Origin of the sequence: Paenibacillus periandrae, from assembly GCF_022458865.1 — a bacterium.
Taxonomy (GTDB): Bacteria; Bacillota; Bacilli; order Paenibacillales; family NBRC-103111; genus Paenibacillus_S; species Paenibacillus_S periandrae.
Map to the genome: position 1 here is coordinate 1 of NZ_JAJNMU010000004.1, position 24,741 is coordinate 24,741.

22 protein-coding genes are annotated in these 24,741 nt (G+C 48.1%); 6 read left to right on the forward strand and 16 right to left on the reverse strand.

Going from position 1 to position 24,741, the window contains the following annotated elements; genetic code table 11:
• Positions 1-93 (forward strand): IS3 family transposase (locus tag LRL21_RS07235; RefSeq protein WP_240415445.1); only part of this gene is annotated, 93 nt, incomplete at its 5' end.
• An 81-nt stretch (positions 94-174) separates the two neighbouring features.
• Here the strand turns inward: LRL21_RS07235 and LRL21_RS07240 are convergent.
• From LRL21_RS07240 to LRL21_RS07250, 3 genes are all read right to left on the reverse strand, one after another.
• Positions 175-2,013, reverse strand: coding sequence for a sensor histidine kinase (locus LRL21_RS07240; protein WP_240415094.1), 1,839 nt, complete (start codon positions 2,011-2,013; stop codon positions 175-177).
• Between the two features lie 14 nt (positions 2,014-2,027).
• A complete protein-coding gene (locus LRL21_RS07245) occupies positions 2,028-3,644 on the reverse strand; it encodes a response regulator (protein WP_240415095.1) in 1,617 nt (538 codons plus the stop codon).
• A 130-nt stretch (positions 3,645-3,774) separates the two neighbouring features.
• The gene (locus tag LRL21_RS07250) at positions 3,775-5,184 is read right to left on the reverse strand and encodes an FAD-dependent oxidoreductase (protein WP_240415096.1); all 1,410 of its coding nucleotides are present in this window, start codon (positions 5,182-5,184) and stop codon (positions 3,775-3,777) included.
• A 168-nt stretch (positions 5,185-5,352) separates the two neighbouring features.
• Between LRL21_RS07250 and LRL21_RS07255 the strand changes: the two genes are divergently transcribed.
• From LRL21_RS07255 to LRL21_RS07270, 4 genes are all read left to right on the forward strand, one after another.
• On the forward strand, positions 5,353-6,408 hold the full coding sequence (locus LRL21_RS07255; protein ID WP_240415097.1) for a LacI family DNA-binding transcriptional regulator: 1,056 nt from the start codon (positions 5,353-5,355) through the stop codon (positions 6,406-6,408).
• A 190-nt stretch (positions 6,409-6,598) separates the two neighbouring features.
• Positions 6,599-7,594 carry a LacI family DNA-binding transcriptional regulator gene (locus LRL21_RS07260; RefSeq protein WP_240415098.1) on the forward strand — a complete coding sequence of 332 codons (996 nt, stop codon included), beginning with the start codon at positions 6,599-6,601 and terminating at the stop codon, positions 7,592-7,594.
• 5 nt (positions 7,595-7,599) lie between these two features.
• Positions 7,600-8,511, forward strand: a complete 912-nt coding sequence (gene rbsK / locus LRL21_RS07265) for a ribokinase (RefSeq protein ID WP_240415099.1) — start codon at positions 7,600-7,602, stop codon at positions 8,509-8,511.
• A 149-nt stretch (positions 8,512-8,660) separates the two neighbouring features.
• The gene (locus LRL21_RS07270) at positions 8,661-11,516 is read left to right on the forward strand and encodes a stalk domain-containing protein (protein ID WP_240415100.1); all 2,856 of its coding nucleotides are present in this window, start codon (positions 8,661-8,663) and stop codon (positions 11,514-11,516) included.
• A gap of 117 nt (positions 11,517-11,633) precedes the next feature.
• On the opposite strand, the gene LRL21_RS07275 is transcribed toward LRL21_RS07270, so the two are convergent.
• From LRL21_RS07275 to LRL21_RS07285, 3 genes are all read right to left on the reverse strand, one after another.
• Positions 11,634-12,782 (reverse strand): Gfo/Idh/MocA family protein, encoded by a 1,149-nt coding sequence (locus tag LRL21_RS07275; protein ID WP_240415101.1) that lies wholly within the window; start codon positions 12,780-12,782, stop codon positions 11,634-11,636.
• Positions 12,783-12,977: 195 nt separating this feature from the next.
• A complete protein-coding gene (locus LRL21_RS07280; RefSeq protein ID WP_240415102.1) occupies positions 12,978-14,189 on the reverse strand; it encodes an ROK family transcriptional regulator in 1,212 nt (403 codons plus the stop codon).
• Between the two features lie 30 nt (positions 14,190-14,219).
• Entirely contained in the window at positions 14,220-14,891 is a 672-nt protein-coding gene (locus LRL21_RS07285) for a sulfite oxidase-like oxidoreductase (RefSeq protein ID WP_240415103.1), read from the reverse strand.
• Between the two features lie 264 nt (positions 14,892-15,155).
• Between LRL21_RS07285 and LRL21_RS07290 the strand changes: the two genes are divergently transcribed.
• Complete coding sequence (locus LRL21_RS07290; protein WP_240415104.1) at positions 15,156-16,073, forward strand: S-layer homology domain-containing protein; 918 nt, start codon at positions 15,156-15,158, stop codon at positions 16,071-16,073.
• 70 nt (positions 16,074-16,143) lie between these two features.
• Here LRL21_RS07290 and LRL21_RS07295 read toward each other — a convergent pair whose 3' ends face one another.
• The 10 genes from LRL21_RS07295 to LRL21_RS07340 form a co-directional block, all read right to left on the reverse strand.
• Positions 16,144-17,103 (reverse strand): D-2-hydroxyacid dehydrogenase family protein, encoded by a 960-nt coding sequence (locus LRL21_RS07295; protein WP_240415105.1) that lies wholly within the window; start codon positions 17,101-17,103, stop codon positions 16,144-16,146.
• A 54-nt stretch (positions 17,104-17,157) separates the two neighbouring features.
• Positions 17,158-17,880, reverse strand: coding sequence for a Rossmann-fold NAD(P)-binding domain-containing protein (locus LRL21_RS07300; RefSeq protein ID WP_240415106.1), 723 nt, complete (start codon positions 17,878-17,880; stop codon positions 17,158-17,160).
• Positions 17,881-17,907: 27 nt separating this feature from the next.
• Positions 17,908-18,771, reverse strand: a complete 864-nt coding sequence (locus tag LRL21_RS07305; protein ID WP_240415107.1) for an oxidoreductase — start codon at positions 18,769-18,771, stop codon at positions 17,908-17,910.
• A gap of 210 nt (positions 18,772-18,981) precedes the next feature.
• Complete coding sequence (locus LRL21_RS07310; RefSeq protein WP_240415108.1) at positions 18,982-19,554, reverse strand: TetR/AcrR family transcriptional regulator; 573 nt, start codon at positions 19,552-19,554, stop codon at positions 18,982-18,984.
• A gap of 109 nt (positions 19,555-19,663) precedes the next feature.
• Positions 19,664-20,884 carry an ABC transporter permease gene (locus LRL21_RS07315; protein ID WP_240415109.1) on the reverse strand — a complete coding sequence of 407 codons (1,221 nt, stop codon included), beginning with the start codon at positions 20,882-20,884 and terminating at the stop codon, positions 19,664-19,666.
• Positions 20,885-20,901: 17 nt separating this feature from the next.
• Positions 20,902-21,600 carry an ABC transporter ATP-binding protein gene (locus LRL21_RS07320; protein WP_240415110.1) on the reverse strand — a complete coding sequence of 233 codons (699 nt, stop codon included), beginning with the start codon at positions 21,598-21,600 and terminating at the stop codon, positions 20,902-20,904.
• A 359-nt stretch (positions 21,601-21,959) separates the two neighbouring features.
• Entirely contained in the window at positions 21,960-22,799 is an 840-nt protein-coding gene (locus tag LRL21_RS07325; protein WP_240415111.1) for an energy-coupling factor ABC transporter ATP-binding protein, read from the reverse strand.
• A gap of 5 nt (positions 22,800-22,804) precedes the next feature.
• Entirely contained in the window at positions 22,805-23,605 is an 801-nt protein-coding gene (gene cbiQ / locus LRL21_RS07330) for a cobalt ECF transporter T component CbiQ (RefSeq protein WP_240415112.1), read from the reverse strand.
• A complete protein-coding gene (locus tag LRL21_RS07335; protein WP_076229580.1) occupies positions 23,602-23,886 on the reverse strand; it encodes an energy-coupling factor ABC transporter substrate-binding protein in 285 nt (94 codons plus the stop codon). Before LRL21_RS07335 ends, cbiQ begins: the two co-directional genes overlap by 4 nt.
• Entirely contained in the window at positions 23,883-24,650 is a 768-nt protein-coding gene (locus LRL21_RS07340) for an energy-coupling factor ABC transporter permease (RefSeq protein ID WP_240415113.1), read from the reverse strand. The genes LRL21_RS07335 and LRL21_RS07340 overlap by 4 nt, the downstream gene beginning before the upstream one ends.
• Between the last annotated feature and the right edge of the window lie 91 nt (positions 24,651-24,741).

Here is a 24,741-nt window from a genome sequence, read left to right on the forward strand (position 1 = left end):
TATATCCAGTATTACAACCACAAACGCATAAAGGCAAAACTAAAGGGCATGAGCCCGGTACAATACCGGATTCACACCCATAAGGGAGCCTAATATATATTGTCTAACTTTTTGGGGTCACTTCACTTCTATTTCGAAGAGTGCGGTTTATGATTTGGACTCTATAATGATGCATTAAGCTTCATTGTGTTGATCTGACTGCAAGCAGAGGAAACGAACAACAACCGTCGTACCTTCGCCAAGCCTCGATTGGATGGTCAGCCCGTATTGCTCTCCGGCAAACAATTTAATACGCTCGTTCACATTATATAACCCATAGGAGCTCCCTGATCCATCGGATCGCATGGCAGGCTGTGGCTCAGTCAGCAGTGTGTCCACCAGCTCCTGCTGCATGCCGATTCCGTCATCCGTAACCGACAATATCAGCTCGTCACCTTCCATGGCTGCTCGAATCCAAATCGCGCCTGCCTTACCCTTTGATTTGCGAATCCCATGCAGCAGTGCATTTTCGACAATCGGCTGGAGGGTCAGCTTAGGCATTTCATACACATCCAGACCCGCTTCCGCTTCAATATGAAATTCAAAGCTTTTCGGAAACCGGGTTTGCTGAATGTCCAGATATACTTTGGCCAAATTCAGTTCATCGCTGACACTGACCCTATCCTTGCCTTTGTTGAGGCTAAGCCGAAAATATTTGGCCAACCCGTCAATCATTAAGCTAATATCGTGAGCTCCCCGTCCGATCGCAATCCAGTTAATCGTATCCAAGGTATTGTACAGAAAATGCGGATTAATCTGTGCCTGGAGTGCTCGTAGCTGCGCTTCCCGCTCCTGAACCCTGGATCGATACGTCTCTTCCATCAAATCATGAACCTTGTGAATCAAATGATCAACGCTATTTTCCAAAAGATTGGAATCACCCTCAGACATACCCGAGCGTTCATCCAGACTTTCGATTCCTTCCCGTTTGATCCTCATGATCACGGATTGCATCCTGCGGTTCATGCCTCGTACAATTACGGCTAATAAAATAAATACAAGCAGCAGGAACAAAATCGTGACACTCGATAACGTTGCAATTCCGGAAAACTGATTCAGTGCCGTCGCTCGCGACGTAATCTCCGCCTGCGGAATTTCCGCAACCAGCTTCCAGCCCGTTGATCGAAGCGTCGTATACACGACATAGCGAGAGTTATTGTCCTTCATTACGGGGATAATGCCTTCCTCGCTTTGTCCGAATGCGGCCAGTACCTCAGAGAATTCCATTTTACTGCCCAGCAGCGTCTTATCTTTGTTCGATATCATCGTCCCATCCGGTGCTGCAAGGTAGATCGTGTCCTCTTGAGTCAGCTTGATTTTGGTCAAAATATCCTGGATCGTCCTCTCGGCCACATCGATCAGGAGTACGCCTGAAATCTGATCATATACTTCAGGATCTCTCAGCATACGGGCACCGGAGAACACATAGACAGGACCGGGTTCCAGATACGATTCCTGATAAGCGCCCGTCCACACTATGGTGCCGCCTGCATCCAGCACCTGCTGGAGCCAAGGCCTGCCCTTCAAGCTATCCAAGGTGAAAAAGTTGACCCGTTCCCCGGAAAACATTCGATCGCTGTTCACAAACAAACGAACCCGCATCACATTCGGATTCGTCCCGGCGTTATCGACCAGATACCTCAGCTCCTTGAGTGAGTCGAGCTGCTGTCCAATAGAAGCCGTGCTGCTTAAATATTGGTGAAGCTTCGGATTCATAAAAATAATATTCGATGTATCGCGTACCGAATCGAACTGGTAGTCGAGGTTGATGCTTGCTTGTTTAATCGTCTGCAGCATCGTACGGGTCACTTCCTCTTCAATAATCTGAGAGGACTTTTGCGTATACGAATAGAGCAGCAGCGCAGCAGGAATCAGAATGAGAATGACATAAGCCAATAGCCAGCGTCTGGCTGCCATGGCTCCTTTCAAGAGCAGCAAGCCATAGTTCCAGCTTCTTTTCAAGCGCCTTCTCATGCTTTATCCCCCTTCTAAGGCAATTGGTCGCGAAATGCGCTTGGTGTCAGACCCGTATACTTTTTGAACAGCTTGCTAAAATAGCTCGGATCTGAATAGCCGACGGTGTAACACACCTCATAAAACTTATTGCGCGGATCACTTAGCAGCTCCTTGGCCTTTTCGATTCTTACCTTGGTCAAATATTCATTGATCGTTTCTCCCGTTTCCTGTTTGAACAGCAGACACAAGTAGGTCGGTGATAAAAACACTTCCCGGGCGATATCGCCAACCTGAAGATTTTCGGCAAACCGCTCATCGATCAAGGCATGAACCCGCTCAATCGCATTTTTGGGCTTGGCGCTCCGTTTTTCGCGAATCCGTTCGCACACGTCCAGCAGATGAGTCTCTACCCTGTGACGCAGATCGAGAATCGTTTCCTGCTTGAATACCTGCTCCCACAGTACGGCTTCCTTGTCGACCATCTCCGGCCCCATCATATTAAGCTCCAGCAGCAGCCGGCTTGCCATCAAAATCAACTGCAGACTGACGTTACGGCAGTTGGTCAAGCCTTCCTTGCGGCTTCGCGACAGGGGCTCAAAAATTCCATCCAGCTCGGTTAGCAGCTTTTCCTGATCCGTTGCCTTTAGCACCGACATGATGCGTTCGCCCTGAGCCATATCGAACCGGTAAAGGCTGTCCGTATTTTGCTGTAAATTATCGATCGAGATAATATGATTTTTCCCCAGATACCATCTTTGATCGGCAGCCTCGCGTGCTTGATTATACGATTCAGGCATCGATTGCAATCCGGAAATTCGCTCGCCTACACCGATGGTGACACTAATTTTCAACCAACGCTTCAGATTATCACGAATTTGCTCGGTTAAGCTGAACAGCCGTTCCTCCTGACTATCTTCCTCGCCCATTCTCAGAATGACAACGAATTCGCCGTTGCGGGTTTCAAAGGCATACCCCTGCATCATCTGCTCCGTCAGTTCCTGAACGATGTTGAGAACGGAATAGGACAGCAGCTGCTGATCCCGCTCCGTTCGGGTCGCCACCACCTCTGCGCTATCGTCGATTTTCAATACGAGTGTCCAATAATCAGCTTCGGCCGGCAAATCGAGTCCGAGAAAATCCAGCCGGTCTTTGATCCGTGCCGGGTTCTTCACACCATCCCAAATTAATGACATCAGAAATTTCTCCCGCAATAAAGGCATGCTTTGCGTCAGCTTCACCTGCATGTCTACAATATAGGTGCGTTCCTGCTCCGCATCCTGCAGTTCCTTGACCACCCGCTCCACCACTGCTGCCAGCTCCTGCATATTCACTGGCTTGAATATATAATCGACAGCATTGACCTTAAGCGCAGACTTCAAATAGTCCGCATCATCATGCCCGCTGACAAAAACAATTTTGATCCCGGGAAAGCGCAGCTTGATTTCAGTGGACAGCTGTATGCCATCCATCTGCGGCATGCGGACATCGGTCAGCACCATATCGGGTTTGATTCGTTCAATGAGTTCGAGAGCGACATCCCCATCGTCCGCTTCACCAACGACCTCAATTCCATACTGACTCCAGTCAAAATAAGTACTCAGCCCGTGCCGCACTGTAGGCTCGTCGTCCACGATAACCAATCGATACATGTGCTACCCCTCCCATCTATTATGTAGTATAACTTGAATGACGCACAGACACACGCAAAAAGACAAAAGATCGCCGCTCCCGCCGCAATCATACAGGAGGCCGATCTTTGATCTGGTTCATTACTTTGGGTCAAGCCTCATCGTCAAATTCAATCTTGCCCGAAGCACCTGCACCTACAGCCACAGCATCCGCATGGCCCGGACGTTCACCCAGCCAAGCACCTTGCTCAACAAGCTTCCGCTGGAGCTCAGGTATCGATACCTCGCGAAACCCGCCACCGGTTACACTTGCCATGGCTGCTGCTGTTCCTGCCGCCTGCCCCATCGCAAAGCAGTTCGGCATCACGCGGAGCGAGCCCTGCACGGGACGATCGGAGGAAACGGAACGCCCGGCAACGATCAGATTGGACTTGCCCTGCGGCAGCATGCAGCGATAAGGCACTCCATGTGATTGTCCTTTCGGCAGATGCTTGATGACCATCGTACTGTTTGCATTGGCTAGATGAATATCGATAAAATAAGCATTACGGGCTATATCATCCTCGAAGGTTCGCATCGAGATAAAATCATCAACAACCAGCGTATAGTCACCGGCAATTCGCCGTGTTTCCCGAATCCCGATCTGATCGCCGGAATGTACCAAATGAATGTCCTCAAAGCCCGGTACATATTTACGCAAAAACTGGATTTGCACATCGATCAGCACACGCCCTTCAATCGCGGCACGAGTCAGATCCTCCGCCTTCGTTCCGTCGATACCGAAGATATGACCAAAGTTAAAGCCGACCACCGAATCTGTGATCCAGGCCATACCTGAAATACGTTTACGACCTTCCGGAAGATCACCGTTAAGCTGAGCTTCTACGACGGTTTTTTCCAGGCTTTTGCCTTGCCCGGACTGCTCGATAAACTGCTCGAAGCGCGCTTTATCCACGCCAGATACCACATAACACATCGTACCCGGCTGCAGCTCGCCCTGCTCTCCACCCGTTTGAAACGGAACACCGGCCAGCGCCGCCAAATCGGCATCCCCCGACGCATCAATATAGAGCTTCGCTTGAACTACAGAACGTCCAGACTTGTTGCTAATGACGATTCCGCTGATCCGGTCGCCATCGAGCAGCACCTGGTCTGCGACCGTATGAAATAAAAGCTGGGCGCCGCTGTCCAGCACCTCTTTGTCGTATACACGCTTTAGCGTTTCCACGTCAATCGGTACCCAATCCAGCAAATCCTTGTAGCTGTTAAGAAATTTGTCACCGGCCGCCTGCTTCATCTTCTCCAGCAGATCCAGTCCGATACCGCGAATAATCGGCTTTTCTCCATCCGTATAGGGGCAAAAGGCAGGCACCAAAGCTGCCGTACCCATACCACCAAGATATCCGCGCTGCTCAATCAATAATGTATTCGCACCATTCCGTGCCGCTGCTATGGCGGCAGCAATCCCTGTCGCACCGCCTCCGATAACGACAACATCCGGTGTATGGGACACCTGCAGCTCTGAAGTTATTGTAACCGTTGTTAACGCTTGCGTATTCATATTGTCAGCCTCCCTAAGTAAGATATCTTCATTATAAGCTGCCGCTGCCGGAGAACTAGTTTCATTTTAGTTTCATCTAAAATCAAAGCATGGTAGGATAGAACATAAGCACAGTGATACCGAAGCATAGCCAATAAAGTCCTATTCTAATGCAAGGAGAACCCAAGTATGCCCATACGCAAGCAGGTAACACTGAAAACTATCGCTCAGCAGCTTGGCGTTACTATACAAACCGTTAACAAGGCGTTAAAGGGAAAGTCAGGGATGTCAGAGGCCACAAGACAGCTTATCGTGGAAACGGCGGAGAAGCTCGGGTATTTTACGAAGGAGCAAATCCGCAGCTTAAGAGCGGAACGGATTATTTCTTATCCCATAGAACGTAAAAGATTCCTGCTCGTACAAACCGAGCAATCTGTCGGTTATAATCGACTGCTGCTGGAGGGGCTGCATGATCGCTTTGCCTCCTTCGGCCACCATATTGAAATCTGCTTGCTGCCTGCCTTAACTCGGGAAGCTGCTATGGCAGAGTGGCTGGAGGAACAAGCAGTCGCATTCACTGACGGCCTGTTCATTGCTCCCAGCATCCTGCCCAAAACCTGGGAGTCTGTGCTGCTGCAAATACCGATGCCGAAGATTCTGCTCAGCTATCCCCCGCTCGGTACCAAGGCGGACAGTGTGATCTGGGATATATACGAAGCCACTTATCAGGCTGTTGCTTATTTAAGGTCCATCGGCCATCATAACATTATGTATGTTGGCGACACGCATTCGCAAAGAGGATTTATTGTGCGCTGGCAGGCTTTTATCCATGCGATGAATGAATTCAATGCTGAGGTTGATGCTGCAGCGCATTCGATCGGTCAGCGCAGCCTTCAACCTGAATGGCTGAAGGATTTGCGAGACAAGCTTGTTGTACACGCCCCAACTGCCGTAATTTGTGGTGTCCATGGTGAGGTCGCCCCTTTTTATGAGCTATGTCAGGAGCTTAACCTTCATATACCCGAGGATATATCTGTTATCGGCTTTTTAAATGAGCAGCCGGATTCGCTGCCGCTCTTCACCAGACCGCTGCTCTCGATCCGTGAAACCGGATATCGGGCTGCCGATCGCATGCTTTGGCGAATTGCCAATCCAACGCTGCCTTATGAGCACATTCGGATTCAGGGAGATTTATGTATCGCTGGAACTACGGCTGTACGCGTAGATAAACAAGAGAAACATTAATTACTTCACCGGCTTCACTGGGGATTTTCGAAATTCCTTGCAGACTTGCAGCTTGTCTGTATTGACATCGATTTATTTTCCAAGTAAAATTCAATCTATCAGTGTGGTAGCGGTACCACATATTTTTTTACAGCTATATGGTACCGCTACCACAAGCCTGCACCAACTCTCATGAAGGAAGTGAACAGCAGTGGCTACGATCCGCGATGTTGCACAATTATCAGGTGTGTCTGTTTCCACTGTGTCCCGTGTTTTGAACAAGAGCGGTTATGTCAATCAGGAAACCGAGCACAAGGTGAATCAGGCCATCCAGACGCTGCAGTATGAACCCAGTGCAGTTGCAAGAGGGCTGGCAAGCAAGCGGAGCCGGACGATCGCTTTGATTCTTTCCAATATAATGAATCCTTTTTTTCCAGAGCTGGCAAGAGCCGTCGAGGAAGTCGCACGAACATTTGGTTATACCGTGTTTTTTGGCAGCTCCGATGATCAAGCCGATAAGGAGCAGGCTTACATCGAGATTTTCAAGCAAAGATATGTAGACGGAATTATTTTCTCCTCACACACGCTTGGTAGGGAAGAGGCACTTCGCCTGAACAGCAGCCACATCCCCTATATCGTGCTGGATCGCGCACCCTCCGATGAGATTTGCAGCGTTGTCCGCTCGAATAATCGTGCTGGGGCGAGACTCGCTGTTCAGCATTTGCTGGATAGAGGCTGCAGCAAAATCGCTCACATTTATGGACCACAGGAGATTCGAACCGCTCAGGAGCGGCTTCGAGGATACGAGGATATCGTGCAGCAGTTGCCGTGGTACAGTCCAAGTCTGCTCATACCTGGAAATTTCCTTTTGGATGGCGGGATAGCGGCTGCTGAACAAATGCTCGAGCGCCACCCCGATGTAGACGGTGTCTTCGTTGGTAATGATCTGATGGCTGTCGGGGTTTTGAAATCCTTGCTCCGTATGGGAATCCAGGTTCCTGAGCAGGTGGCGATATGCGGATTTGATGGCATACAGCTTACAGAGGCCACAGAACCTGAAATTACAACGGTAGCCCAGCCGATTTATGAGCTTGGGGCTTTAGCAACAAGGCTGCTGATTCAAAAGATTAACGGTGAAGCTGTTGCAAACAGCCTGCACGAATTAGATGTTACCCTTATCCCGCGAGCCTCCACAAGAAAGGATTGAAAACCATGAAACCAGCTATCGTAGTTGTAGGAAGTTTGAATATGGATATTGTCATTAATGTCGATCACATGCCCAAGGAGGGCCAGACGCTCATTGGTACCGGATTAACGGAAATCCCTGGAGGAAAAGGCGCCAATCAGGCAGTTGCGATCGGCAAGCTGCAAGCACCGGTTAGCATGATCGGGAAAGTCGGAGCGGATCCGTACGGTACCTCCCTCTTGAATTCTCTAACAGCCTCCAACGTCAATACAGAGCATATCGTTACCTCTACCGAGAAATCCGGAGTTGCTGTAGTTACCGTGGATCATAGTGGCAGTAACCATATCATTGTTATTCCAGGTGCTAACTTTGATATCACAGAGCAAGATATTGAGCTGCAAAGGCAAGCTATTGAGCAATGTGAGCTTGTGGTGCTTCAGCTTGAGGTTCCAATGGAGGTTGTCAAATACACCCTTCAATTAGCCAAGCAGCTTGGTAAAACAACGATATTGAATCCAGCGCCTGCCAAACCTCTCGATGATGAGCTCTTGTCCTACGTCGATATTCTGATTCCTAATGAGCATGAGCTGGCGGATATTTGCGGAATTGAGCTTGTCGATGACCACAGCCTTCAAGCTGCGACTCAGGCGCTGCTGGCCAAAGGCGTACAATCACTCATTGTGACACTTGGCGAAAAAGGCTGCTGTTATGCAGATCATCAAGCGCTCAAAATGTTCCCGGCCCATAAGGTCAAAGCCCTGGATACGACTGCTGCCGGAGACAGCTTTATAGGTGGCTTTGCAGCCAGCTATGTGTCCAATCCGAATATGGACGAAGCGATCCGGCAAGCCCAGATTGTAGCCGCCATCACGGTGACCCGCGCCGGAGCCCAAAGCTCACTGCCTACTCTGGCAGAGGTGCAGCAGTTTGGTCGCTAGTGAATTGAATCTCAACATCTCAAAGGAACGCAACCCACGCGTTCTTTTTTTGCATGGGTACAGAAGGCGATTGATCATAGACCAATTTATAAAATCGAGACTTCTCGCCGATATATAAACGGAGCTACTACTAAGGAGGAGAGATATTTTTGCAAGAGAGAATTCGAAGTCTAAGAATATGGAAAAAAAGCGCATTACTCAGCACGGCCGTATTTCTTTCAAGTATCACTTGGGCGGTTCATGCGAACGCGGAGGGCAATACGTCGCCTTTGGTTTCGGGTCATCATCCTGAAGAAATCATATCTAAATGGGAACAATACCGTCCTAAATTCAACGGAAATCCGTTTATCGAGCAGCCGCTGCTGGTACCGCCTTACACTGCGGGCAGGCTGAATGCCGAATTTATTCAAGACGGTGTCAACATGGCCAATTATGCTCGTTATTTGGCAGGCTTGCCGGACAATCTGACAGCCGACCCAGCGCTGAACGATCAGGCACAGCACGGTGCCGTCCTGCTGACGGTAAGGGACAAGGGATTATCCCATACGCCGGACAAGCCGCCAACGATGGATGACAGCTTTTATAAGATTGGCTACAAATCGACCAGCAGCAGCAATCTGTACAGCGGGGTTATCCAATTACACTCAACCGTTATCGGTTATATGAGTGATAGCGATATGAGCAATATTGACCGTCTTGGACATCGACGCTGGATTCTCAATCCACCGCTGCGGTATACAGGGTTTGGCTTAGCCAGCGGCAACACAACCTATTCACCGATGCAGGTATTTGATAAAAGCGGTACAGCAGCATTTTCCATGCCCTACATCGCTTGGCCTAGTCCAGGAGCGTTCCCTACCAACGCTTTTAAACGCGGAGATGCTTGGTCCATCACGCTGAATCCGGCACAATACAAAACACCGTCAGCCGATCAGGTAAAAGTCGTGCTTAAGCGTAAAGGGGACGGTAAAGTATGGACCTTTGACCAAAAAGATCGGGGTATTCCGTCAGACCCCAAAGCATTTGTCAACCGCAATTATTTTAATGTAGAAACATCAAACTTCGGGATTGCCAACTGTATCATTTTCCGTCCTGCATTAGTAGGTACTATCGAGAATAACGACGAGTATGAAGCCCAAATTACGGGTATTCAAGCTATTAATGGCGCACCCGCCACAATTACATATACGGTACGCTTTTTTGATATTCCAGACAAAGCGGATCAAGCCGCCTTCTTAAGCGAATGGTCCAAACCAAGTGATCAGAAGGCCAATTTAAATCCGGTCGCTTTTCAAAGCGCCGATTTTGAGAAAATGATCCGCACTATATTGGAGAAACCCCAGGAACCGGTAACGGATTGGGATTTATCGAGAATTACGGCGTTGGATATCGATTACAGCACCGGAGATATAGCCAAAGACGCTGGCTTGCTGAGAAAATTCACGAGCATGGAAAGACTTCAGATGTTCCATATGAAGGATGCCGATATTTCGTTTTTGTCCGAGTTGAGGTCGCTTCGCGATTTAACGGTACGAAATCAGAATTTGAAAATCAACGGTGTTGATGCTCTGAAGCAGCTGCCAAATTTGAAAATTTTGTACCTCCAAGGCGATGTAGCCACAAGCCAGCTAACCGCTCTGCTCGACCCTATGAAATCACTGCAAAAGCTCGACATTTGGAACGATTCGGTTACCGATTTGAATTTCGTTCCCCATATGGCCAACCTGCAGCGTCTGTCTGTCGGGGGCAATGCATTACGTGATATTTCTAGTTTGGATAAGGCACCACAGCTGCGAGAGCTCGGTTTGCACAGTAAAGCCATTACCGATTATTCGAGTGTCAACCGTCTCGGCCAATTGGAAACGCTGGAGTTAAATTCATCAGGCCTATCCGATTTAACCTGGGTGTCCACACTTACCCGTCTCAAATCGATGGATATTACGGACAATGCTGTAAGCAATTTATTGCCACTGTCCCCTCTGACCAGCCTGGAGACACTGTATGCCAGTAATAATCGGATTCAGAACGTAGCACCACTTGCCGGTTTGCCGAACCTATCGAATCTTTATTTATCATCAAACGGGATCAAGGATATATCTCCGTTTATGACAGCGAACACGAAATGGAAGTACCTGAATTTGAACTACAATTTCCTGGATGTCGCACCAGGCAGTCCATCACACAAATGGCTGGAAGCCCAGTCAAAAAAAATCGTTTCTTATGACAAGCAGCAGCAGTTGAAACTAAAAAGCCTCCGTCTTGCGGATAAGCCCAATGCCTCTGCCTCCAATTCGTACATGCTTGTAAATGAAGCCGTTGCAAAAAAAGTCATTGCCGTATACAACGATTACAGTGAAAAGACATTGAGCGAGGGTCTGAATTGGGAATCCTCCAAGCCGGATACGATAGACGTAAAGGGCGACACACTTGTGGCCAAAAAGAAGGGTTATGCACAGATCAAAATTGCAGCAGATGGATTGGACCAGTCGATCAGCATCACGGTGCTGGACAAGCATAACATCGATAGCTATAAGGCCAATGTCCTTTCTGACGCATCCCTGATCAAGATGAACACAATGATCCTCCTCGCTGTCAACAGCTCAAGCGCATACGTTCAAGGGGAGAAAAAAATACTGCAAGCCAAGCCGCTAATCGACAATGACAGTACCCTGCTGCCCGTTCGGTTCGTCTCGGAAAATCTGGGCGTGCAGGTAACCTGGGATACAGATACGCAAACAGCCACCTTGACCGGTTCAGGTGGCAGCAAGATTACGATTCCCGTTGGCTCTATGCAAATGAAGGTGAACGAAATCACGGTCGACTTGCCCGTTTCGGCAAAAATGATCAATGGCAGTACCTATTTGCCGCTGCGCGTACTTTGCGAAGCACTTGGTAAAAAAGTCTCCTTTTCGGATGGAGTCATCATTATAGGTGAGCGCGATTACGAGCAGGACCATGCGCTGTATGACGAGCTTATTGCGTTATACGGTACAGAGCTCAGGTAAAATCCGATCAAACAAATCAGAGGCTATCCTTCGAGTAGATTTCTCTACTAAGGGATAGCCTCTCTGTATGATATCCAGCTCATACACCTGACAATCGGTATAAGTACGGGCAATTGCCTAATCCCAGTTAACGGCCTCCCATGTTCCCGACCGCGCACTCCGCACAATGGCATCATTAATTACCATGATCTCGTAGCCCTCTTTAAAAGTCGCTACGGAACCGGATATCGGCACTTGATTCACGATCGCCTGATAATAGTTATGCATCATATTTTTCAAGCTATCGGTCCAGCCTTCCTCATGTCCGCTTGGATAATGCATGAAAGGGAGCGCTTCCTTCTTGAGCTGACTCGGGTCTCTCAGAACGGTTTCTCCCGGTTTGTCGCGATAGCCCATCATTAATCGAAAAGGCTCTTCCTGTTTCCAGGAGCCGGAAGCCTGCGAACCGTCCAGATTAATTTCAAGGGCATTCTTTTTGCCGGCTGATACTTGTGATACGGTGAACACGCCGCGAGCACCATTATCAAACTTCACAAGCACAGAACAGTAATCCTCAGTCTTAATATCTACCAGCTGTCGATCAGCTATCGAGCTCGGTTGAAAGGATTCTCCTTGCGCAGCATTCCTATACCGTTTCGGAATCACAACCGCCAGATCGGCGAATACCTCAACGATTCTTAAATCCGTTACATACTGAATAAGGTCAAACAAATGCGACCCGATGTCACTGATAGCTCTTGTCTGTCCCCCATACTCAGGCTCCATTCGCCAATTATAATCCGTATCATACAGCAGCCAATCCTGCAAATAGCTGCCTCTAATAATATTAATCTCCCCTAGATCCTTGTCCTTGACCATCGACTTCAGATGCTGAACCATCGGAAACTGCCGATAATTAAAATTGATACCGGTCACCAGCGACGTTTGACTGGCCAGCTCATACAGCTCTTTTGCTTCCGCACGGGTTAAGGTCAACGGCTTTTCTGATAGTAGATGCTTGCCATGTAAAAGCACCTGCTTGTTAATTTCAAAATGAAGATGGTTAGGTGTACAGTTATGAATCACTTCGATTTCAGGATCATTCAATAAATCCATATAATTGCCATAAGCTTTGGGGATCTTGAGCGCTTCCGCATAAGCATCCGCCTTGTCCTGCCCATTCTGACCTATCGCTACAATATCTACGTATCCTAATCTTCGAACTGCCTCCAAATGGGCTTTTCCAATAAACCCCGCCCCGATGATAGCCGCTTTGATCCTGCGCATGAACATCCACTCCCTTGGTTTTGACTATAGCAGATATACTTTTAACTTTCAATATTAAAAGTATATTTTATAAAGATAAAAGATCTTATGCGTATAGATCATCCGCCAGTACTTTTGGCACAACAACAAAAAACTGAACAGGTTACTTCCCCATTCAGCCATTTCAACTTATTAGCATGTATCCACGATTGGCATCTAATCCAAAAAATGCTCTGGATCATCATTCGTTGCCTGAAGGATTAATTGATCTATCGTCATATAAGCGCCACCGATCAGTCCAGCCTTGCTGCCTAATAACGATTTGTTTATCATCAATTTTCGGGTTGCCAGCGGCATCGACCTTTGATATACACTTTGGCGAATCGCTGCGAGGAATATATCGCCAAATTCGGACAGCTTGCCGCCAATTGAAATTAATGACGGATTCGAGAAATTTACGATAGAAGCAATCACTTTGCCAATCGCAGCTCCGCTCTCGCGAATTAGCTCCACAGAGGCCGGGTCCAGCTTAAGCAAGCCTTCCCCCAGGTCATCTAGTGTCAGCCTTCCGTTGCGCTCCAGCAGCTTTAACAAATACTCACTTTTACCGGATAAAGCGAGCTGCTTCGCCTTCTCGACGATTGCCTTGCCTCCTGCGTTCGCTTCCAGACATCCGCGATTCCCGCACCAGCACATCACATCATTGCCAATATCAAAATGCCCGATATCACCGGCACTTCCTGTGGAGCCACGATACAGCTTGCCATCGTAAATCACACCGGAGCCTATACCCGTACCGACCTTGATGTGAATTAAATTATCGACTTCAAAATTCAAGCCCTTGGCATATTCGCCAAGCACCATATTGTTAACATCATTGTCTACATAACAGGGACACGTATAGTGCTGAAACCAGAATTCCCGGATTGGATATTGATCCCAGCCTGGCATGATAGGGGGTGCGATAGGAGTTCCCAAGGAAAAATCGACAGGGCCTGGCACGCCGATTCCGATCCCTCTAATCAGGCCCTTATCGAGATTATTTTCCTGAAACAAATGGTCCACCAGCTGCTGCACCTGAGGCAAAACGACATCAGGTCCTTGATTAATATCACTTGGCGAGTTCGTCGCCGCTATAATCTCACAATCAAAATCCGCAATCGCAACCTGAACATAGGAAATACCCAGCTCAATGGATACGATAACACCATAACTTTTATGAATCGCGTATTGCTTAGGCTTTCTGCCACCGCTGGAAGCACCTACATGGGATACTGTGATCAGCTTTTCCTGCATTAATCGATCGACATGAACAGAAACTGCGGATAAAGAAATCCCAGTCTCATTGGCAATTTCCGCCTTGGACAGTGGCTGCCTTGCTCTCCTTATCAGTTGGAGAACACGTGCTGTTAGGAGTAGCACCGTCATTTCACCACTTTCAAACTTGATCAGCTTTCATCAATCATAATCCTTGTGTACCCATTCATCCTCAGGAATCGGCAGCGGCTCACCTGAAAAGCGCTGCTCCTCAAAAGCATCCGCCGTATTGTGGAAGCCATTACGCTCCCAGAAGCCTTCCCGGTCTTCCTTCATAAACTCGATACCCTGAACCCACTTCGCGCTTTTCCAAAAATAAAGATGCGGTACCAGTAATCGCAGCGGCCAGCCGTGCTTTTTCGTTAGCGGTTTGCCATCGTATTTGATCGCAAGCAGGATTTGATCACCCATTAAATCCTCTAGCGGAACATTCGTTTCGTAGTTATTATCCGCATGAAGCATAACATATTTCCCTTGTGGCTCAATGTTCAGCGAGCTCAGAAAATCACGGAAGCGCACACCCTCCCATACCGTATCCAGCTTGGTCCAGCGGGTAACGCAATGAATATCGCAGACAACCTCGGTTTGCGGCAATGCCAACAGATCCTCGTAGCTGAACTCCCGCTCCTCTGCAACCTCACCAAATACACGTAAGGTCCACTTGGACATATCGTATTCAGGCACTTCACCCTCGTGTAAAATAGGGAATCGCTCCGTCACCACTTGCCCAGCCGGAACTCTGCCTGCAAGCTGTGAGTCCACTTGTGGAACCTGCATCCGTTTAATACGATCAGCCTTCGTAACTTTATTCATGTATACAATCTCCTATCGGGCAATAAATTCAGCTCTTAACATTCAGTTCATCCTTAATATCCTTACCCATCATATCATAGATCGTCCTGCAATCGGAACCCGCGTGAATCTGTTCAACGGCCTGGAATATCCTTGCATTTTTTGAACAACACTTCATCAAGTTAACTTTATTTGAACGGGCACAGCAACCTTTTCAGTGAATAGACCGTCTTAAAGATTAACTGCAGGATAGTGAGCAACTATAATTAGGAAAGGTGGAATATCATGATGAAAAAGATAACGGCGATAGTTTCAGCAGCCCTTTTGTTATGTACAATGTCGGCTGGCTCCGTATTTGCCTTTACGGATTTGGATGCAGCAGAGAAAGAGCCTATTATGATGCTTAAAGATAAAGGGATCGTAACCGGCGTGGATAGCGAGCATTTTGCCCCACGCAGTCCGATCAGCTATGCTCAAAGTGTGAGCTTGCTCGTCAAAGGCCTGAACCTGAATCTCGATACGATACGTTTTATTAAAAAACCGGAGGCTTCTGATTACTTCACCAAGGTACCTAACGATGCCTGGTTTGCGGAAGCGTTTATTATCGCCCAGTTGAACGGACTTAACATTCCCAAGGATGTAGATCCGGGCGCTACGATTACTCGTGAACAGTATGCCGATTTGCTCATTCATGCGCTGGACAAAAAAGGGACATTTCCTGTGATTCTGATGTATATCGGCTTTGCTGATGAAGACCAGATTGACAAAGCGTACACGAATAGCATGCAGCTTCTGTATCTGCACAAGCTGGCCAAGACAGAGGAGAACCATATGGCTTACCCTAAACGGGAAATGACCCGTGGGGAAGCGGCTGTCTGGGTTAGCAATACGATCCGGTTTCTCGAAGCCCACTCCGTTAAACTGACGAATCCGCAGCATGAGGAGGTAACCGTAGCGGTTGAGCCAGTGAACGCAGATTTGAACCGAATTACGCTGTCACGGGGCATCACACCCAATCCAGGCTACGGCATCAAGATTGAGGGCATTCGCTTTCTTACCGACGGAACTGCACAGATCCAGTACAGCCTGACCGAGCCTCAGCCGGATATAATGAATCCGCAGGTCATTGTAGAAGCTAAGGCAGACACCTACCTGTCCTCGAAGTATAAGCCCATAGCCGTCGAATTGCAGCCATCCAATTAAAAGACAAAGAAGCCAACTCTAGACTATAACAAGTTGGCTTCTTTATTGTAGACATAATCTATTTACAGCCTTACAATAATATTCTAATTGGCGAGCCCGACAAAAACGCTTCTATATTTTCCACAGCATCCCTGTAAAAAGTTTGATAATTCCCTTGAGACACGTACCCGAGATGCGGTGTGGTTAATACATTGGGGAGACGACGAAACACATCATCCTTTGGCAAAGGCTCCACCTCAAATACATCCAGCCCCGCCCCCGCAATCCGCTTGTTCTGGAGAGCTTCGACAAGAGCTGCCTGATCCACAATCGGTGCTCGCGAGGTGTTGATCAGATACGATGTCGGACGCATTAGCTTGAGCTCCTTCGCGCCAAGCAGACCTCTCGTCCGTTCGCAGAGTACGAGATGGATCGATACAATATCACTGCTTTCGAGCAGCTCCTCTTTGGAGGCTGAATAACTCACCCCTACTTCTTCGGCACGTGCTTTGGTTAAATTCTGGCTCCATGCCGTCACGTCCATCCCAAAGGCCTGGCCAATTCGTGCGACCCGACTGCCAAGCTTGCCAAGCCCCAGCAAGCCGAGCTTTTTCCCTTGAAGATCCATGCCAAGCGTGCTCTGCCACGGACCATTCGACTGAATCGCATTATGTTCCGGTACAATATGGCGGGCAAGCCCGAGAATCAATGCCCAAGTAAGCTCTGTAGTAGGATCGCCGCTGCCCGAAGTGCCGCTAACGACAACACCATGAGACGCAGCTGCTGCCAAATCTATGGATGCATTACGCATGCCCGTCGTGATGAGCAGCTTCAAGCGCGGCAGCCGCGCAAATAACGACGCTTTAAAAGGAGTGCGTTCACGCATAGCTACAATGATGTCATAATCCTCGATCGCGCTGACCAGCTCATCCTCCTGATCAAAGTGCTGCTGAAAAACCTGGACCTCTACCTGCTCCGAAATAGTCGACCAATCCGCACTATGCAGGGCAGCATTCTGATAATCATCAAGAATCGCACATCGTAGTTTCATTGTTACCTCCCAAGAGTGGATGAAGAAAACGGCTTACAGTTAATTATAAGCTAATCATCCGCCCTCAGCCAGCCTCAGAATATCCTTAGCCTCCAAAATGGATCGCTCATCGTCCGTATTCACGGTATGAATCATGGCTATCCCCAGTTCCCTCAGTGTGATCAAATGATTGGGGAAAAGGCGTTTAAGTGGAGGATATAACCAGGACAGCAGGGAATACAACCGATGTGCATTTCGGAGTCCCTTGGTTGGATGTATATAGCCGGGTCTGAACATAAATGCTCTCTTGAACGGAAGCTGCAGCAGATGATTTTCCGTTTTCCCCTTCACTCTGGCCCACATGCTTCTTCCCTGCTCAGAGCTGTCAGTCCCCGTTCCGGTTACATAACAAAAGGTCATATCGGGATTGAGCCGGGATAGCAGCTCAGCCACATGCATCGTAAGTTGATACGTCACTCGCTCGTAATCCGCTTCTTTCATCCCGGCCGAGGAAACACCCAGGCAAAAAAAGCAGGCGTTGTATGGCGCTAATTGAGCGGCGATAGGCGTCAGGTCATAAAAATCATGATGCAGGATTTCAATAAGCTTGGGATGAGTGACGCCACACGGCTTCCGATTAATCACTAATATCTGCTCGACATCCGGATGCATAAGACATTCGTGGAGTACACCTTCCCCTACCATACCGGTAACCCCCGTAATAATCGCCCGTATTTTCTGATGCGGTGTATCCGCGTATCTTGTGTTATTAGGTGACGAGTTAACGTTCGATGACATATGGCTCCCTGCTTTCTGCTGCTTTGTTTAAATCAAATCCTTGAGTGCTGCATTCAATGAAGAATCAGCATAGTCCGTGGAAATACTCAGCTTTTCCCACCGTTCCGTTTCGGCGAGTTTGCCTTGATCGATCAACTTGGCCATATATACAGCGTCGCTGCCGAGCAGAAGTCTAAGTGGCGGATTCTCCTCATTGACAACGGTAATGATCGCTTGTGCCCCTTTTGCCGGATCTCCCGGCTCTGTACCTGTCTTCTCGCGAATGTATGCCTGTAATTTGCCTACTGTTCCTTGATAATCCTCTCCAGCTTCAACGTGACTCATAGAGGAGCCTGCCCAGTCTGTGCGGAAGCCGCCTGGTTCAATGATTGTGACTTTTAAACCAAATGGAGTCACTTCCTTGGACAACACCTCGGAAAAGCCCTCGACTGCCCATTTGGCTGTCTGATAAGCACCCAGTCCCGGTGTGCCACTGCGGCCGCCTATAGAGGAAATCTGCACGATATGACCTGATTTTTGCTTGCGCAGAACAGGCAATGCCGCTTTCGTTACGTTAATAACGCCCCACAGGTTCGTGTCGATTTGAGCATGGAAGTCCTCGAAGGAGGTTTCTTCGATTGAAGACATATTCCCATATCCGGCATTGTTGACTACTACATCAAGCCGTCCAAATGCTTCGACAGCGGCTTGTACAGCGGCTTCGGCTTGCTCGGGGCTTGTAACGTCCAGTGTTACAGCGCGCACCTGATCTCCATATTGTGCTACAAGATCGGCTAGCTGTTCAGTCTTACGGGCTGTTGCTATCAATTGATCTCCATGCGCCAAAACAGCTTCAGCAATACTGCGTCCAAGTCCTCGGGAGCTTCCTGTGATCAACCATACTTTTGACATATGAATAATTCCTGCTTCCATTATAGGATTTTGTTTTAAGTATTTTTAAATTAAACGATCATTCGTTCTTTATAATATAAGAAAAAGCTTCTGATCGAAGCCTATTCGGTGAAGATACATTCGTGTCCAATAGGTTGCTTTTCTTGCAATATCAGAATATTCAGCTCTGCTGAAAATTAATAAATTCTGATATTATAAAAAAAGAAATAACTACGCTTGGATGGCGTCCCAACTCATTTGAGTTATTTCCTTGAGTTTTTCCTGATTGAACACTACTACCCCTTTAAAATGCTCCTTGGCCATTTGTGTGACGGGGTAGTAACAATACATGAGCAGCAAATTGGCATCCACTTGTTTTAATAGCTGCTGCCGCTGTCCTTTTTCAACGAATTCATGAAGCGTTCTAAAGAACCCGATACTCTCATCCAGACACAATCTTGCTATCAGCGGTGAGTTTGTGAACTGTTCCAGAAACAGAAAATAATCCTTATTATCAAGAACGAAGTCCTTCAAATTACTCATAATCAATTCAAAGCCTGCTTGAATCGGGGTCGTTTCGTTAATTCCATGAAGCATTTTCAAGCTCATTTTTTCTTTAACATTCAAATAGAGCTTTTTGAGCATGTCCTCCTTATTTTCAAAATATACATAAATCGTGGATGGGGATACATTTGCCCGTTTGGCAATCTTGGACATCGAAATGTCTGAAAAACCAATTTCATTCAAAAGCTGGATCGTCGCCTGGAAGATCGCTTCGCTTTTATTATCATCTTTATGTCTCATGTTTGTATAATAAACGATCGTTCGGTTATTGTCAAACCTTAAAAAGCCCGATCATCGGAATGAAACCCCGAATCTCGGGCTGATAGCTATTACATCATGTTCAAACCCCTTAGTACCAGCTCGTAAACACAGATGATGATCCATAGGCTAGCGGTACAGCTGCTCCGAGCATCAGCAGGGGTCCCCACCAGGTAAACATGGAAATACCTGCACATAAGCTGATAAGCAGCAGCGCTGGCAGCACCAGAATGGGGGTTACGGCTTGAAGCGCTTGATGCTTGGCAGCATCCTGAATATCAAACAGCTTCAAGAACGAAGCGTTCATCTCTTCTTTACAGAACCGCTTTCTCCAATAGGCCAACATACACGCAGCCACGATCCAGATCACGATCTTGAGTGTTCCTGGTAAAAAAAACAAGGCCGCTCCCATCACCACCGCAAACTGTACAGTAAATCTCCATTGCGTCCCGCTGCGGAAATACGATTTGGCCAAAAAATCAGACAGTCCGCTGGCCGCGCCTGCACCACGGAACAATCGCTGCGATCTTCCGAACAGTAATGGATACTTGCGTGTCGGTCTGATCCTCCGCTTAACGACCCGAATCAGCATCAGTGATACAATCCTCATCCGTGAATCGCTCTCTCTGGCAATATCGGCAAAAAATGCGCCCTTCTGAGCCAAGCGTACCCGGCTAAGAACAACAAACAGTACCAATAGCACCAGCATACCGCACCAGCTGAACACAGGCTGCTCAATAATGTGAGCAACCATATTCTCATATAAGAAGAAAACACCCGTAAATAATACAATTCGCAATAACCACAGAACGATTCCGTACAAAAGGAGAGCAAGCAGCTGACGGGTCAAGCCCAAGGTTACTTTTAACAAATAGGTTAGAATAAACAAATTGGCCACCGCTGCAGCTGTAAAGGAGAAGTTCTGGTATAACAAGGGCAGCAGCAAAGCTACCAGCAATAAGGTTGTGACACCCTGCAGAACCAGAGAATATCTATAGCCAAGAACCATCAAATGGCGGAACCAGCTTTGATTTTGCCTGAGAAAGAGCTGATCCCCCTCCTCAACAAAATAACGTATCGTCCCCATCCAGGCAAATACATACAATACTGCTGCAACCAGCGGTAACGTAAACAAATGAAACCAAGCAGGAGGCGTGTGGAGCCATGTTATATAGTGATAACCTGCCACAAGCATCAAGGGAATGACAACATACAAAGCTACAATCCAGTCCACGGCAAGCCGCAGCGCTTTATATTGATAGCTCCAATCAGAACCTACTCTTCGAACAAATAACCGCCAGCTGCTCGTCAATGTGCCCCGTCCCCCCATCATAGCAAGGAGTGAAAGCAATCGAATAAGGGGGCATCCGGTAAGCCGGACTGCTGCTGAATATCATGCAGCGTTCCGTTTGCTACCAGTCTGCCACCCGATAAAAGCACAAAGGAAGTACAAATCCGTTCAGCCGTATCCAGCACATGCGTACTCATCAGGATACCCGCTCCGCGCTGCCGTTCATCATCGAGCATACCGAGAAAGTCCTTGATCGCCTTAGGATCCAATCCAATAAAAGGCTCGTCCACAATGTAGACATCCGGCTTGTTCAGAAATCCCAGGATTAGCATGATTTTTTGCTGCATGCCCTTGGAGAATTTGCCTGGCAGATGATGCTTTTCATCCAGCAGCCTGAAGCGGCGCAGCAAATCATCCGCTCTTTCCAGAAATACGTCCCGATCCAGTTCGTACACAGCAGCCGCAAACTCCATATGCTCCCAGAGTGTCAGCTCGTCATACAGGATCGGATGCTCGGGGATATACGCATAGCTTTTCTTCTCACCCATAAAGGTGATCTCTCCTTTAAAATCCTTGAGCAAGCCCAGAATACTCTTGATTGTAGTACTTTTGCCTGCACCGTTCGGGCCCAGCAAACCGACGAGCTCACCTTGCCGTACATCAAATTGAATTTGCTTGATCACGTCGGATTGACCTTCGTAGCCGGCTTGCTCAATGTGCACTTTCAACACTGCCAATCGTTCTTTGACCACTTGCTTTCACTGTCCCTTCCTGCATCTTCTCAAAGTATAATGCACAATTCCAAATAAATCATCTTTTGCGTTATGCTGATCGTGAACACGGCAAGCAAAGGAAGTTGAATATTTGGGATTCGTAAAGTTGAGTTAGAGTAGTGGTAGCTTCGAAAAATGGAAAATACGAGCGTGGGTATTAAGGCGAATAGCATTTGTTTGGAGCACAAAGCAACAACAACTAGGACAATGGAGTCAAGAATTCGCTAACTCTTGCTATAGTCTCAATTCCTTTGATAGCGGCATAACAAGAGTCTTCATGAAATCACCAAATGTCAATCGACACGTGTGCTTCACGGACAGCGTTACCCTTGGGAAGACGCAGCCATCAGGCACTTGAATTCCGCCATCGTACGTGGAGGGATAACGTCCTTACGGATGAATTCGGGCAAAGCCTGCCACAGCTCCAGCAGCAGCGGCAGTTCGAGACTGAGCGACTGAATCCGTTCCTCATGCTGAAACAGCTCATGCGGCGTGCCTTGCATCACACATTGTCCATGATCCATGACCAGAATCCAATCTGCCCATGAATAGGCCAGATTCATATCATGAGTGGCCATCACGATCGTAATGCCGTTCTCGTGAATCCGATCCAATTCCTCGACCAGCTGCTGCTCGGACAAACGATCCAGATACGCTGTGGGTTCATCCAACATCAGCAGCTCAGGCTCAAGCACAAGTACTCCGGCCAGCGCTACCCGTTTCTTCTGGCCCAAGCTCAAATGGTGAATCGGCTTGTCCGTCAAATGCTCCAGACCCATCGCTGTCAGCATACGGCGGGTTCGCAGCGCGATCTCCTGCTCAGCCATCCCGGCATTGCGCAAGCCATAGGATATATCTTCAAAAGGCGTGCTCAGAATCAACTGCTGCTCGGGGTCCTGAAACACAAGACCGATCTGCTGGCGAAGTTTTTTGAGAGCCTCCGGACGATACGATAGGGGAGTGTCATGCCATCTAATTTCTCCAGCCGCAGGACGGTGTATTCCTATCGCCTGTAGGAAAAAAGTCGATTTACCGGAGCCATTATGGCCGCAAATGGCCGTTTTCTTATGCTTGGGTATGCTCATATTCAGTCCCTGAAGAGCTTCCGTATCCGTACCGGGATACCTGTAACGTACATCTCTTGCTTCTAAGATCGATTGCATTACTGTTACCTCCATCGAATCCAACACTCCAGCCCCAGTAAGAGGCATACCCCGATCCAGCTTTCCAACCAGTATCGTGTTGCAACGGGCTTAGCCGCATAAGGTGCCATCCGAATCTCATCTGTAAAACCACGGGCTATCAGCCCATGGGACAGTGCTCTATACCTCTGCATGGTTTTGCCAAACAAGCGAACGATTAAAATCGCCGTGTCGTTCAACCTGCCGCGGAACCCGAACTGACCGCCTCGTGCTTTTTGGGCCGTATACATGTGCTGCGCCGTTTCTGACAGCAGGAAAAGAAAACGGTACATAATCAGCATAATTTCCAATACCAATGTGGGCATTCGCAGCTTGTTCATCACCTGAAACAGCTCGGACATCGGTGTTGTCAGCATCACAAAGGTAAGACAGGAAAGACAAGCAACGACTCTTGCAAATAAGTAGCCCGCTTGATGCAAGCCTGCTTCCGTCATATAACATGTCCAATTCATAAATGTAAAAAGCACTTGATTCGTGCTTACTGCCGCTACTGAATCTCTAGACTGCGTTCCGATCTCGATGACAATGGCAGGCAGGCTGGCCACATAAAATAAACAAGGAAGCCCGATCAGCAGGAGATAGGATTTAAAAGGGATTCGGGCATAAAAAACAGTCCATACGAGCATCCAGCCTGCAAGGCAGAGCTGTACAACGGGGTGCGACAAATATGCGCCTATGAACAGAACGGCCGCAAAACCGCATTTCCACGCAGGAGATACGGACCGCAGCCGATTTTTGTAGGATAATGTATCGATCAGCTTGATCATTGTTTATTCGGCTTAACCGATTTACCCTTGAACCAGCCGATCGCATAGCCGATGAAGCCTGCACCGATTGCCGCCTGAAGCGCAAAGAGCATGCTTTCCGTTTCGGGAGGAGGCTCGACAAGCGATGAGAACCACGGCTTATAGCCAGGGTGAAGCTCTGCGATGATCTGCTCGGCAGCATCGTCCGCTCCGCCAAATTCACCATTGACCAGAATCAGCGGAAGAACCGCCAACAGCACTACGGCTGTCAGCATAAGTATATTTTTAGTACGGCTTGTCATGACTGCTTAACTCCTTTCATTTTGCGTTGAAGAATGGACAGCTCCTCAGAGCTGTAGGCCTGCAGCCAGTTCCAGATCAATACCGTGAGCAAACCTTCACTGATAGCCAGAGGAATTTGGGTGATCGCAAACACACCGCCGAACTTGATGAACGAAGCCAGGAAGCCGCCATTTTCCGCAGGAAAAGCGACCGCCAATTGAATCGAGGTTACCACATAAGTGGACAGATCGGCACATGCAGCTGCCGAGAATATGGCCAGCTTTTGCTTGCCCGTTGTGTTCATCAGCCATTTATAAACGACATATCCTACCATGGGCCCTGCAACCGCCATGGAGAAGGCATTCGCTCCAAGTGTCGTCAAACCGCCGTGTGCCAGCAGCAGCGCTTGAAACAACAGTACGATAGATCCAAGCACACTCATCGGCAGAGGTCCAAACATCACGGCACCCAAGCCTGTCCCCGTGGGATGCGAGCTGCTTCCCGTTACCGAAGGGATCTTAAGAGCTGACAGCACGAAAGTAAAAGCGCCCGCCAGACCCAGCATAATCTTCAACTCCGGTGTTTCCTTGTTGATTTTGACCAAGGCGCGTAATCCAAGTATGAAAAAGGGAATAAACACAACCCACCAGAACACAGCCCAGCCCAGTGGCAGGAACCCCTCCATAATGTGCATCGCATAGGCAGATTGGGGCTCGTTAATAACAAAATACAAGGTAAAGGCCACAACCACCAATAAGGCTCGAAACATCTTTTTTTCTTTCATTCTCTAAATCCTCTCTTTCCCATAAATAAGCAAGACAAAAAACCAATCCTTTAGAATTGGTCATGGGTACATCACAATATAAAACAGGATC